General features: G+C 64.4%; 9 protein-coding genes. 2 read left to right on the forward strand and 7 right to left on the reverse strand.

Annotated features, from left to right (window positions below; all coding sequences use genetic code 11):
• Positions 1 to 2: 2 nt before the first annotated feature.
• Both NKJ91_RS21550 and NKJ91_RS21555 read right to left on the reverse strand, forming a co-directional pair.
• A complete protein-coding gene (locus NKJ91_RS21550) occupies positions 3 to 1,235 on the reverse strand; it encodes a 3-methyl-2-oxobutanoate dehydrogenase (2-methylpropanoyl-transferring) subunit alpha (protein ID WP_352457182.1) in 1,233 nt (410 codons plus the stop codon).
• A 415-nt stretch (positions 1,236 to 1,650) separates the two neighbouring features.
• A complete protein-coding gene (locus NKJ91_RS21555) occupies positions 1,651 to 2,928 on the reverse strand; it encodes an IS4 family transposase (protein ID WP_352457183.1) in 1,278 nt (425 codons plus the stop codon).
• 314 nt (positions 2,929 to 3,242) lie between these two features.
• Between NKJ91_RS21555 and holA the strand changes: the two genes are divergently transcribed.
• Positions 3,243 to 4,289 (forward strand): DNA polymerase III subunit delta, encoded by a 1,047-nt coding sequence (holA, locus tag NKJ91_RS21560; RefSeq protein WP_352457184.1) that lies wholly within the window; start codon positions 3,243 to 3,245, stop codon positions 4,287 to 4,289.
• A gap of 228 nt (positions 4,290 to 4,517) precedes the next feature.
• Here the strand turns inward: holA and NKJ91_RS21565 are convergent, their stop codons facing one another.
• The 5 genes from NKJ91_RS21565 to mnmE form a co-directional block, all read right to left on the reverse strand.
• On the reverse strand, positions 4,518 to 5,399 hold the full coding sequence (locus NKJ91_RS21565; protein WP_352457185.1) for a ParB/RepB/Spo0J family partition protein: 882 nt from the start codon (positions 5,397 to 5,399) through the stop codon (positions 4,518 to 4,520).
• 40 nt (positions 5,400 to 5,439) lie between these two features.
• Positions 5,440 to 6,240, reverse strand: coding sequence for a ParA family protein (locus tag NKJ91_RS21570; RefSeq protein ID WP_084642633.1), 801 nt, complete (start codon positions 6,238 to 6,240; stop codon positions 5,440 to 5,442).
• Positions 6,241 to 6,273: 33 nt separating this feature from the next.
• Positions 6,274 to 6,915 (reverse strand): 16S rRNA (guanine(527)-N(7))-methyltransferase RsmG, encoded by a 642-nt coding sequence (gene rsmG / locus NKJ91_RS21575; protein WP_352457186.1) that lies wholly within the window; start codon positions 6,913 to 6,915, stop codon positions 6,274 to 6,276.
• On the reverse strand, positions 6,912 to 8,801 hold the full coding sequence (gene mnmG / locus NKJ91_RS21580; RefSeq protein ID WP_352457187.1) for a tRNA uridine-5-carboxymethylaminomethyl(34) synthesis enzyme MnmG: 1,890 nt from the start codon (positions 8,799 to 8,801) through the stop codon (positions 6,912 to 6,914). The genes rsmG and mnmG overlap by 4 nt, the downstream gene beginning before the upstream one ends.
• 386 nt (positions 8,802 to 9,187) lie before the next feature.
• Entirely contained in the window at positions 9,188 to 10,516 is a 1,329-nt protein-coding gene (gene mnmE / locus NKJ91_RS21585) for a tRNA uridine-5-carboxymethylaminomethyl(34) synthesis GTPase MnmE (protein WP_352457188.1), read from the reverse strand.
• Positions 10,517 to 10,574: 58 nt separating this feature from the next.
• On the opposite strand from mnmE, the gene NKJ91_RS21590 reads away from it, so the two are divergent.
• Positions 10,575 to 12,593: a thioredoxin domain-containing protein gene (locus NKJ91_RS21590; protein ID WP_352457189.1), complete on the forward strand. Its 2,019-nt coding sequence runs from the start codon at positions 10,575 to 10,577 to the stop codon at positions 12,591 to 12,593.
• Positions 12,594 to 12,734 lie beyond the last annotated feature (141 nt).

The raw sequence follows: 12,734 nt of genomic DNA on the forward strand, positions 1-12,734 counted from the left end.
GGTCAGACCCCTGCCTGTTGGCGCTGGCGCCTGAGATGCGGCGGCATCTCGGCATAGACGCCCTCGAACATGTCGCGCGCCGAGGGCTTGCCGCCGGCATGCAGCGTGCCGTGGCGCTCGGCCTCCCGCTGCGCCGAAATCACCGTGTCGAGGATTTCGGCCTCGGCCTGGGCGTGGCGTTCGTCCGACCAGACGCCGCGCTGGATGAGATGGTTCTTCAGCCTGACGATCGGGTCGCCGAGCGGCCAGGCATCGGACTCGGCCTTCGGCCGGTAGGCCGACGGGTCGTCGGAGCTCGAATGGGCGCCGACGCGGTAAGTGACGTATTCGACCAGCGTCGGCCCGAGATTGCTGCGCGCCCGTTCCGCCGCCCATTTGGCCACCGCATGGACGGCGAGATAGTCGTTGCCGTCGACGCGCAGCGACGGAATACCGAAGCCGAGCCCACGGGCGGCAAAAGTGCCGGAACCGCCGCGGGCGATGCCCTGGAAGGTCGAGATCGCCCACTGGTTGTTGACGACGTTGAGCACGACCGGCGCCTTGTAGGTCGAGGCGAACACCAGCGCCGAATGGAAGTCGGACTCGGCGGTCGAGCCGTCGCCGATCCAGGCGGCGGCGATCTTTGAATCGTTGCTGATTGCCGAGGCCATCGCCCAGCCGACCGCCTGGATGTACTGCGTCGCCAGATTGCCGGAGATCGAGAAGAAGCCGTGCTCCTTCGATGAATACATGATCGGCAATTGCCGCCCTTTCAGCGGATCGGCCTCGTTCGAATAGATCTGGTTCATCATCGTGACCATCGGGTAGCCGTCGGCGATGAGCAGGCCGGCCTGCCGATAGGTCGGAAAATTCATGTCGCCCCGCGACAGCGCCTTGCGGAAGGCGCAGCTCACTGCCTCTTCGCCGAGATGCTGCATGTAGAAAGAGGTCTTGCCCTGACGCTGCGCCATCTGCATGCGCGCATCGAAGCTGCGCAGCGTCATCATATGGCGCAGCCCCTCCAGCAACTCGTCGTCCGAAAGCAGTCGTGCCCACGGCCCGACCGCCTCGCCGGCGCGGTTGAGCACGCGGATGATCGAGAAGGCCAGATCGCGGATGTCGCGCGGGTCGACGTCGATCTTCGGGCGCGGCACCGAGCCAGCTTTTGGAATGCTCACATTAGAGAAATCCGGCGTCCCGCCCGGCCGCACTTCCGGTTCCGGAACATGGAAGCGCAGCATTCCGGCATCGGCCATGATCTCGGTCCTCCACTGTTGCCCGGCCAGGATATTTGCACACCGCCAGAGCAGTGCCAATTCGTCGGGCGAGGCTTCGCTGCCGCTGGCTGCTGCCCGCGGCCGACAGGATGGAGATATGTCGGCGAAATTTCTTGTCGATCTTCCGCGCCGGCGCGCAATTTGGCGAATGCCCGGCCTAGTCTGGCGCAAGAGCAGGAACGTCCTGCGGGAAGATCGCTCGGTCGAGTTCCTTCACGCCCCCTCTGTCCTGCCGGAGGATCGCGGCTTCATTCCAGCTTGGGTTCCTCGCCCCCACGGAAGTGGGGGAGAGGTGGCTCGGCGAAGCCGAGACGGAGAGGGGGAGCCGCGCTCTACGAAAGCCCCCTCTCCGACCGCTTCGCAGCCACCTCTCCCCCGCTTTGCGCTAGGCGATTCACACATTTCGAAGCGCCCATCCATGGGCGATGGACAGGAAGTGCTGCAATCCGTGTCGGAAGGTGATGGGTCCTGGGGCTTTGGACTTTGGATAGCCGTCCCAGCCGCCGAGTTTGGCGATAATCCAGGCGGCCCAAGCGAGGGATTGGGGGGCGTGGGGATTCTTCTGCAGGGCGGTTTTTCCCTCTAGTGTGGGCAGCAGGGCTTGAAGCGTGTCGATTTCGGCGTGGGTGAAGGCGATGGCGGCGTGTTGTGCGGATCGGCCGTCGCGGGCCTGGACGAGTTGCATGACGACACAGGCGGCTCGCGCGGCGATGGCGGTCAGTTTGACGAGCCGTTCGGCGGTCTCCAGTTGGCTGTCTTCCAGCTGAAGCCCCTGCTGTTTGAGGGTGCGGAAGAACTGCTCGATGGTCCAGCGCATGCGATACCAATCGACCATCCGCCAGGCCATGGCCGCGTCCTCGACGAGATGGGTGGTTAGCAGTCGCCACAGGATCGGCTCGGCGCCCTGCGGCGGGTCGATCTCGGTTACCTGCACCAAGCTCACGCTCACCGTCTTGGGCAGGCCCTCTTCAATCGTGTTGTCGGGGCGCACGACCTCGACCTGGGCAAAGCTCGCCACCAGCCGGGCCGTGCGCGCCGCCCGACCAGGCCGCGCGCGCAGCTCGACCATGGCCTCTCCGGCGGCCTGCAGCGGTGCGGTCGACAGCTTGCCGCCGCCCTGGATCCGGCGGTCGTGCATGGCGCGGGTCAGAATGTGGAAGCCGGGTTCGGGTACAAGCGCCCACTTGCTGTAGATGTCGCTCTCGCGGTCGCTCACCTCGGTCACCAGTGCAGCCGACTTCAACACCGGCTTGGCCGCCGCGGCCGTGCTCAACCAGCGCTCGGACTCCTTGTCGCACAGAGGCCGCTTGGCATGAGCAACCTCCACACGCCCCTCGCGCGTCCACACCCGGCCCGCCACCAGCCCCAGAACGCCGCCCGTCTCGGCATCGATGCCCAGCATCGCGTGCAGCAACACGCCACGGCCGCCGCCCTTGCCAATCTCGCCAAGGCCACGCCGATACTCCGGCGTCGTCGCGAAATTGATCTCACTGGTGTCCTGGATCGCCAGCACATGACGACCGGCGCTAGCCTCAGCCGTCGCAGCGCCCCAACCTTCAATCAGCCTGTCCGTCGTCACCCGAGCGTTCGCCAGGAACCGACAAAAGCCCACGATCCCGCTACGGGCTCCTCCAGCCAAGCGGCGCAGGCACACGCTCTCGCGCGACACCATCCGCTCCAGAAGCTGGAGCCCCTTTTTTCGAGCCGTTCGTCACCGAACGACCCCAACAATCCCATAGATGACACCGCGACGCCTCCCTCAGTACGTCGCCTACAGAATCACACACCAACCCGACGCCGCAACTCACAGATGAGTCATCGACGCAACGAAAAGATGTGTGCATCCCCTAGCCGCTTTGCGGGGGCGAGGAACCCACGTCTTGAGAGGCTCGTCTTCCTTCGCGCCCCCTCTGCCCCTCCGGCGTCTCGATACAATACCGCCATCCCGCCGTTCACCCCGCGCCCGCGTCATGCTAATCAGCGCCCATGGCACAAAAGAAAGCATACGAGGTCGATGCATGGCTCGCGAAGCCGGATCCGCGCGTCTCGATCGTGCTGCTTTACGGTCCCGATCGCGGGCTGGTTGCCGAGCGGGCAAAGGCCTTTGCCGGCAAGACCGGCCTGCCGCTTGACGATCCGTTCTCGGTCGTCAGGCTGGACGGTTCGGAGGTCGATCGCGACGAGGGCCGCCTGCTCGACGAGGCCCGCACCGTGCCGATGTTTTCGGAGCGGCGCCTGCTATGGGTGCGCAATGCCGGCGCCCAGAAGGCGCTTGCCGACGACGTCAAGGCGCTGACGTCGGAGCCCGCGCGGGACGCCATCATCCTCATCGAGGCCGGCGACCTGAAGAAGGGCGTCGGCCTGCGCGCCGTGGTGGAGGCGGCGGACAATGCCATGGCATTGCCTTGCTATGCCGATGAGGCCAGGGATATCGATACGGTCATCGACGACGAACTGCGCAAGGCTGGCATGTCGATGACACTGGAGGCGCGGCAGGCGCTGCGCCGCAATCTCGGCGGCGACCGGCTGGCCTCGCGCGGCGAGATCGAAAAGCTTGTGCTTTATGCGCATGGCCAGCCCGAAATCGGCCTCGACGACGTCAAGGCGACGTCTGGCGATGTCTCGAGCCTCTCCTTCGACGCGGCGGTCGACGCCCTGCTCGAAGGCAGGATCGCCGACTTCGACACCGCCTTTAACCGCCATTGTCAGTCAGGCGGCCAGCCTTTCCTGGTGCTTTCATCGGCGATGCGGCAGTTGCAGGCGATCCAGGCGATGCGCGGCCTGATGGACGCCGGCGGCCGCAATGCCGCTTCGGTTGTAGCCGCGGCGCGCCCGCCGGTGTTTTTCTCCAGGCGCAAGCTGGTCGAGAAAGCCCTCGAACGCTGGAGCAGCGAGGCGCTTGGCCGCGCACTCAACCGCCTGCAGACGGCGGTCCTGCAGACACGCCGGCGGCCCGATTTGTCGGTGGCGCTGGCGCGGCAGGCGCTGCTCGGCATTGCGGTGGAGAGCGCAAGGCTGGCGCAGCGCACCTAATCTCCCGCCTTGAGGGGGAGATGTCGCCAAAGGCGACAGAGGGGGTCACAGCGCGTAGAACACCAGCCCCTTCCGCGAAGACAGAGGACGTGGGCGCTTGAAATTTGACGACCCCTTCTGGCCTGCCGGCCATCTCCCCCTCAAGGGGGGAGATTAACTACTTCGACGATTTCGCCAATCACCGCGCGGCAGCAAAACGTTATTTGCCGGCTAATTTTAGCAACCTACCTACTCCCGCTTCAGCCTTCGACAAAGCTCGTCGAGCTGCTCCAGCGTCCGGTAGGCGACGCTGATCACGCCGCCGCGCTGGTTGTGCTCGATCGTGACGATCATGCCGATCGTGCTGGTCATCAGCCGCTCCAGCGCCAGTGTGTCGGCATCCTTTTGCGGCGGTGCGGCGGGCTGGCGCTTTGCCGCCGGCGCGCCGACCGGCATCTGCGCCAAGGCTTCGGCCTGGCGCACCGAAAGCCCCTCGTCGATGATCCGCTTGGCAAGCCCGGCCGGGTCCTCGGCCGTCACCAGGGTGCGGGCGTGGCCGGCCGAGAGCGCGCCGTCGACCAGCATGTCGCGAATGACGTCGGGCAGCTTGAGCAGCCTCAGCGTATTGGCGACATGGCTGCGGCTCTTGCCGATCACCTGGCCGAGATCGGCCTGGGTATAGCCATGGTCGTCGATCAGCTGCTGGTAGCCGAGCGCCTCCTCGACCGGGTTGAGGTCGGTGCGCTGGACGTTTTCGATGATCGCCAGTTCGAGCGCCGTGCGATCGTTGACGTCGCGTACGATGATCGGGATTTCGGTCAGCCCGGCGCGTTGCGCCGCGCGCCAACGACGCTCGCCTGCGATGATCTCGTAGCGGCCCGTTTGGGTTTTCGACGGCCGCGCCACCACCGGCTGCACCACGCCATGTTCGCGGATCGACTGGGCGAGGTCGGTCAGGTCGGCGTCGCCAAAATGCCGGCGCGGGTTTTTGGGATTGGGGCTGAGGAACTCGATCGGCACCTTGCCGTCGGCCGCCAGCCCGGGCTTTTCCGGTGCCGCCGGGCGATCGATTTCGCCGATCAGCGCCGCCAGTCCCCGTCCCAGTCTTTTCCTCGAAGGGTCTTCGTTCATCGTCCGTCCAGATCGTTTCGGTGTCGAATCGGCTTATCGTTCAGGCAGCACGCAATTTGCGCTCGCGGCGGATGACTTCCGAAGCAAGCTGCAGATAGGCCTGGCTGCCCGAGCATTTGAGGTCGTAGAGAATCGCCGGCTTGCCATAGGACGGCGCCTCGGAAACGCGGACATTGCGCGGGATGACGGTTTCATAGACCTTGTCGCCCATATGCGCCCGCACATCCTGCACCACCTGGTTGGCGAGATTGTTGCGCCCGTCGAACATGGTCAGCACGATGCCCTGGATCGTCAGGTCGGGGTTGATCGAGCGGCGCACCTGCTCGACCGTCTCCAAAAGCTGGCTCAGGCCCTCCAGCGCGAAAAACTCGCACTGCAGCGGCACCAGCACCGAATCGGCCGCAGCCATCGAATTCAGCGTCAGCAGGTTGAGCGAGGGCGGGCAGTCGATCAGCACATAGCCGAAATTGGCCGAGCGCTCGGCCGAAGCCCGTAGAGCGTTGCGCAGCCGCAGCACCCGATCCGGCGCCGAGGCGATTTCCATCTCGATGCCGAGCAGGTCGAGCGTCGACGGTACGATCGACAGGCCAGGCACCGCCGTCGGGATCGCCGCCGCTTCGAGATCTAGCTCGCCGGTCAGCACATCATAGGACGAGACGGTGCGGTCGCGCCGGTCGATGCCAAGCCCGGTGCTGGCGTTGCCCTGCGGGTCGAGATCGACGATCAGCACCTGTTCGCCTATGGCCGCCAGCGCGGTGGCCAGATTGATGGCGGTCGTCGTCTTGCCGACGCCGCCCTTCTGGTTGGCGACGGTGATGATTCGGGGGCCGTTCTTCATCATGGGTCTATGCCAGAAATTCATTTGGGTCGCCGGTCACAAGCCAGGGTGCTGTCGCAAGTCGGATACTTCGAGAATGACGCCCTGCGCGTCGGTTGCACTGGCATGTTCTACCAGATCGAAAGACCATCGTTGAGCGCTTTCTGCCACTTCGGCGCGGTAATCCCGGCCTTTGTGAAACAGGCCGCGCGACCCCTTGGTCAGCCACGGTGCCGCCAGGTCGAGCAAGGCCGGAAGCGAGGCGAGTGCCCTGGCTGTGACGATTTGGGGTGCAGGAACAAGAGGATAGCTGTCGTCGATGCGGCGCGCGATAACCTTGGCGGGCAGGCTGAACTGTCCGATGACCGCTTGCAGGAACGATGCTTTTTTCCGGTTGCTTTCAACCAGGTCGATACCGGCGCCGTCCCGCTCGGCAAGCAAAAAGGCCAGCACAAGGCCGGGAAACCCACCGCCGGAGCCGAGATCGACCCAGCGCTTCGCCTCTGGTTTGATTCGCGCCAGCTGCGCGCTGTCGAGGATGTGGCGGCGCCAGACATCATCCTGCGTCGATTGCGCGGCCAGATTGATCCGGCGGTTCCATTTCTGGAAGACGGCCTCGAACTCGACCAGGCGATCGAATGTTTCACGTGAAACCGGGCCCGCTGCCGCCTGCAGGTTTGCCCAGGACGCAGCGCTCACGCGACCTGCTTTCGCGCAGCCGCCTCGGCATTGCGGACATGGGCGACAATAATCGCCAGCGCCGCCGGCGTCATGCCTTCCATGCGTTGCGCATCGGCAATCGAGCGCGGCTGGCGTGCCAGCATCTTCTGCTTCAACTCGTTCGACAGGCCGGGAACAGAAGCAAAGTCGAGCGACTCGGGAATAAGCCTGCTCTCCTCATGCCTGATCTGCGAAACATCGGCCTGCTGGCGGTCGAGATAGACAGAATATTTGGCTTCCGTTTCAAGACGTTCGGCCGTTTTACTGTCGATCGCCGCGAAAGCCGGCTCGATCCGCGCCAGCCAGGCGATGTCGACGCCGGGATAGGCCAGCAACTCATAGGCCGAGCGGCGGACGCCGTCCCGGTTGATTTCGAGCCCATGGCGCGCTGCCTCATTGGGGGTCATGGTGGTGCCGAGGGCGAGCTGTCGCGCCTTCTCAAGGTCTTGCACGACATTGTTGAACCGCTGCATCCGCTCCGGCGAGGCAATCCCCAGCCTTATCGCCAGTGGCGTCAGCCGCTCATCGGCGTTGTCGGCTCGCAGCGATAGCCGGAACTCGGCCCTTGAGGTGAACATGCGGTACGGCTCGGCGATGCCGCGGCTGGTCAAATCGTCGACCATCACGCCGATATAGGCTTCGGTGCGGCTCAGCACGATTTCCTCGCTCGCCGACGCCTTGCGCGCTGCATTCAAGCCGGCAAGCAGCCCTTGCGCGCCGGCCTCCTCGTAGCCGGTGGTGCCGTTGATCTGGCCGGCGAGGAAAAGGCCGGCGATCCGCCTTGTTTCCAGCGTTGGCTTGAGCTCGCGTGGATCGACATGGTCATACTCGATGGCATAGCCCGGCTGCAGCATGGTTGCCCGCTCCAGCCCCGGAATGGTCTTCAGGATGTCGAGTTGCACGTCCTCGGGCAGCGAGGTCGAAATGCCGTTCGGGTACACCGTGTCGTCGTCCAGCCCTTCCGGCTCCAGAAAGATCTGGTGGCCTTCGCGGTCACCGAACTTGACGATCTTGTCTTCGATCGACGGGCAATAACGCGGCCCGACGCCTTCTATCGACCCCGAATACATGGCCGAGCGGCCGAGATTGGCGCGAATCAGCTCGTGCGTTGCATTGGTCGTTCGGGTAATGCCGCAATGGATCTGCGGATTTTCGATGCGATCGGTCAGCAGCGAGAACGGCACGGGGTCCTCGTCCGCCGCCTGGCTCTCCAGTGACGCCCAATCGATCGTCCTGCCATCCAGCCGCGGCGGCGTGCCGGTCTTCAGCCGCCCGAGCCTGAAGCCGGCGCGGCTCATCGTCGCCGACAGGCCGATGCTCGCCTGCTCGTTCATACGGCCGGCGACGATCTTCTTTTCGCCGATATGGATCAGCCCGCGCAAAAAAGTGCCGGTCGTCAGCACCACGGCGCCGCAGGCGAGCCGGCTTCCATCCGCCAATAGTACCGCCGCGATGCGTCCGTCGTCGATTTCCCCGTTGTTGATTTCGAAATCCAGCACCTCGCCTTCGATGACATCGAGGCCAGCCTGCTGGCGGATTGCCGCCTGCATGGCGAGGCGATAGAGTTTTCGGTCGGCCTGCGTTCGCGGACCACGCACCGCTGGCCCCTTGCGGCGGTTGAGCAGGCGGAACTGGATGCCGGCGGCATCGGCGACGCGCCCCATCAGCCCGTCCATGGCGTCGATTTCGCGAACCAGATGGCCCTTGCCGAGGCCGCCGATCGCCGGATTGCAGGACATCACGCCGATCGTGTCGAAGCGCAGCGTCACCAGCGCCGTCCTGGCGCCAGCCCGCGCAGCGGCACTGGCTGCCTCGCAACCAGCATGACCGCCGCCCACCACAACCACATCATAGTGATTGGTCATTTCAGAATCCCGAATTCAAGTGGACCGACACATGTCCCTGGAGGCACGCGCTGTCAAGGACGCAGGGGCGCTTCAGACGCATGACTGCCCCCGACAATGCAGACAGAGATCGCCTGGCGCCGTTTTGTCTTCCCTTCTCCCCTTGTGGGAGAAGGTGGATTGGCGCGCAGCGCCAAGACGGTTGAGGGGTGCTGGACGAAGTGCAGGTGATGCCAAGCTGGAACACCCCTCATCCGACCGAGCTTCGCTCGGCCACCTTCTCCCCCAAGGGGAGAAGGGGAGACGCTACGAGCGAGATCGTTTCACGTGAAACAGTCCCCCTATTCCTGGGCCCATGTTTCACGTGAATCACCCCGGTGTGTTCCTTCCCCTATGTTTCACGTGAGTCATTTGCCGATACAGAACTGCGAAAAAATCACATCGAGCATATCCTCGACATCGACCGCCCCGACGATGCGTCCAAGCGGATCCGCCGCCAGGCGCAGTTCCTCGGCCCGTAGCTCCTGCCCGCGATCACCACTGGCCACTGCTGCGAGCAGGAAGCGTTTCGTCTCGTTGAGCAGCTCGACGTGCCGCAGCCGCGACGGCAGGATATCGCCGGCCTTGCCGATCTGGACTGCGGCACGACGCCCGATCTCGTCCAGCAGTTCGGCCAGACCCGTGCCGTCCCGCGTCGAGATAGCGAAATCATAGTGCGCCGCGGGCGAGGGCGATTTGCCCCCCAACAGGTCAATTTTTGTTCCGACCCTCAGCGCCTGAATGTCGCCCGGCGGCACACCGATCGCGATTGGCTCCGCCAGATCCTCAAGCAGCAACAGCAGATCGGCGCTGTGCGCCTTGGTCCTGGCTTTCTCGATGCCGATCGCCTCGATCATGCCACGCGCCTCGCGCAGGCCGGCGGTGTCGGTTACCCTGACCCGCATCCCCTCAAGGTCCAGTACCACCTCGAGCAGGTCGCGGGTCGTGCCCGGCTCGTCGGTGACGATGGCCGCTTCGCGCCGCGCCAGCGCGTTGAACAGGCTGGATTTGCCGGCATTCGGCGCGCCGAGGATTACCACTTCGAACCCATCGCGAATGATTTCGGCAGCCCGGAAGCCGGCGACGTGACGCTCTATTTCCCCGATCATCGCCCGGACATCGGACCAGACTGTATCGGCCACCGAGCCCGGCACGTCATCCTCGTCGGCAAAGTCGATCTCGGCCTCGATCATCGCGCGGGCGTGGATCAGCCGTCGGCGCCAGCCCAGATAGAGTTCGCTCTGCACGCCTTGGGCGTTGTGAACGGCAAAGCGCCGCTGCGCCTCGGTTTCGGCGTTGATGAGATCGGCCAGCGCCTCGGTTTCGACCAGATCGAGCTTGCCGTTGAGAAAGGCGCGGCGGGTGAATTCGCCAGGCTCGGCATGCCTGACGCCGTCGAAGGAGGCGATCGTTTCCAGCATCCTCGCCACAACGGCGCGCCCGCCATGCACATGGAACTCTGCAACGTCCTCGCCGGTAAAACTGTCGGGGCCGGCAAAGAAGACGACCAGGCCGCTGTCCAGCACCGATCCGTCGGGCGCCCGGAACTTGCGATAGGTGGCAACGCGGTTTGGCACCTTCGATCCAGCAATCGTTTCGACAGCGAATCGACTCTGCGGCCCGGAAATCCGGATCACCGCAATGCCGGCCGGCAGGCGCCCGCTCGACAGCGCCACGATGGAGTCTTTTGAAATCATTTGCCCGCTCTGCCGAAGCGCCCTAGCTATGCCTGTTCAATCCGCATCGAGTAGTGCCGTGACATTGCCTGCACAAAACCTGCTTGCCGAAGAGGCCAGCCCCTATCTGCAGCAGCACAGCGGCAATCCCGTGCACTGGCGGCCATGGTCGCCCGCCGCTCTGGCCGAAGCAAAGGTGCTGCAGCGTCCGATCCTGCTCTCTGTCGGCTACGCCGCGTGCCATTGGTGCCACGTCATGGCGCATGAGAGCTTCGAGAACGACGACGTCGCCGCCGTCATGAACCGTCTCTTCGTCAATATCAAGGTCGACCGCGAGGAGCGCCCCGACATCGACCAGATCTACATGGCGGCGCTGTCCTCGATGGGCGAGCAGGGCGGCTGGCCGCTGACCATGTTCCTGACCCCGGACGGCAAGCCGTTCTGGGGTGGCACTTACTTTCCGCGCGAAGCCCGCTACGGCCGGCCGGGTTTCGTCCAGGTGCTGGAGGCGGTTGACAAGGCTTGGCGGGAGAAGAAAGAAAGCGTTAACCAGAGTGCCGACGGCCTGACCACGCATGTCGAGATGCGGCTGGCTGGCAGCCATGCCAAGGCCGTGCTCGACCGCGGCATGCTGGCGAACCTCGCCAATGGCATTGACGGCATGATCGACCGCAATTTGGGCGGCCTGCGCGGTGCGCCGAAATTCCCCAACGCGCCGTTCATGCAGAGCCTCTGGCTGTCCTGGCTGCGCGACGGCACCGCATCGCACCGCGACGCCGTTCTCCTCAGCCTCGAAAAGATGCTGGCCGGCGGCATCTATGACCATATTGGCGGCGGACTCAGCCGCTACTCGACCGACGCCGAATGGCTGGTCCCGCATTTCGAAAAAATGCTCTACGACAATGCCCAGCTCATCCGCTTGTGCAATTGGGCCTACGCGTCAACCGGCAAGGAATTGTTCCGGCTGCGAATCGAAGAGACCATTGCCTGGCTGTTGCGCGAAATGCGAGTCGAGGGCGATGCCTTTGCCGCCAGCCTTGATGCCGATAGCGAGGGCGAGGAGGGGTTGTTCTACACCTGGAGCAGGGATGAGCTCGAAGCAGCCCTTGGCGACGATTCAGCATTGTTTTTCAAATACTTCACGCTTGCCGATCCGCATGGTTGGGAAGGCAAGCCGATCATTTGCCAGACTGACGCTCAACAGGCGCAGAGCGTCGTCGATCGTGACCTTCTGGTTCCGCTCAAGCAAAGGCTGCTGGCAGCGAGGGAACAGCGCGTGCGGCCCGGGCGTGACGGCAAGGCCCTGACCGACTGGAACGGCTTGATGATCGCAGCCCTTGCCGAGGCCGGACGGTCGCTTGGCCGATCCGACTGGATCGAAGCGGCGGCAACGGCCTTTGCCGCGATTGCGGCTGCCGGACGTGACGGCCGCCTGCCGCATTCGATGCTCGGCGCAAAGAAGCTGTTTCCGGCTCTGTCGAGCGACTATGCCGCCATGGCCAACGCCGCCATCTCACTGTTCGAGGCGACCGGCGATCCCGACTATATAGATCGCGCCGGGAACTTCATTGAGCAACTCGATCTTTGGCACCGGGACAGCGACAAGACCGGCTACTATCTGACCGCGTCCGACAGCGCGGATGTGCCGATCCGCATCCGCGGCGATGTCGACGAAGCCATTCCTTCCGCTACCGGCCAGATCATCGAAGCCCTGGTCCGATTGTCGTCGCTTTCGGGCGATCTCGATCTCTGGGAAAAAGCCTGGACAGTCGCAGAGCACGCGGGCGGGCGGGCGGAGCACCAGGGCTATGGCCAGGCGGGTATAGTCAATGCCTGTGCCTTGGCGCTTGAACCGCTGAAGCTGGTGATCGTGGATAGACCGGAGAATACAAGGCTTGTTCCGGTTGCGAATCGAAATCCAGACCCGCGCCGGGTGGACATCGTCGTGCCTGTTGGCTCGGCGACAAATCTGCCGGCCTTGCCAGGCGGCGTCCTGCCGCCAACGGCCGAGCCCGGCGCCTGGCTCTGCACGGGGCAGGTCTGCCTGCCGGTGGTAATGGAAGCCGATGAGCTGGAAGGGATGCTGCGGCGCGGATAGGTGAGGGAATGCGGCACGGCCTTCCCTTCTCCCCTTGTGAGACCTTTGCATAGAAGCCGATTGGTGATTCTGTGATGATGGTCGAAGCAGGGAGATTCGGGATGGCGGATCGTGTTCTGGGTCAGTTGAGTCTGGCGGACG

The sequence above is a fragment of the Mesorhizobium sp. M0040 genome (genome assembly GCF_040323505.1).
Lineage (GTDB): Bacteria > Pseudomonadota > Alphaproteobacteria > Rhizobiales > Rhizobiaceae > Mesorhizobium.

What these genes read in the sequence shown, in the direction of transcription:
- NKJ91_RS21550 (WP_352457182.1), bottom strand. Translation starts at nt 1,235, where the DNA reads ATGGCCGATGCCGGAATGCTGCGCTTCCATGTTCCGGAACCGGAAGTG.
- NKJ91_RS21555 (WP_352457183.1), bottom strand. Translation starts at nt 2,928, where the DNA reads ATGGTGTCGCGCGAGAGCGTGTGCCTGCGCCGCTTGGCTGGAGGAGCC.
- holA (WP_352457184.1), top strand. Translation starts at nt 3,243, where the DNA reads ATGGCACAAAAGAAAGCATACGAGGTCGATGCATGGCTCGCGAAGCCG.
- NKJ91_RS21565 (WP_352457185.1), bottom strand. Translation starts at nt 5,399, where the DNA reads ATGAACGAAGACCCTTCGAGGAAAAGACTGGGACGGGGACTGGCGGCG.
- NKJ91_RS21570 (WP_084642633.1), bottom strand. Translation starts at nt 6,240, where the DNA reads ATGATGAAGAACGGCCCCCGAATCATCACCGTCGCCAACCAGAAGGGC.
- mnmG (WP_352457187.1), bottom strand. Translation starts at nt 8,801, where the DNA reads ATGACCAATCACTATGATGTGGTTGTGGTGGGCGGCGGTCATGCTGGT.
- mnmE (WP_352457188.1), bottom strand. Translation starts at nt 10,516, where the DNA reads ATGATTTCAAAAGACTCCATCGTGGCGCTGTCGAGCGGGCGCCTGCCG.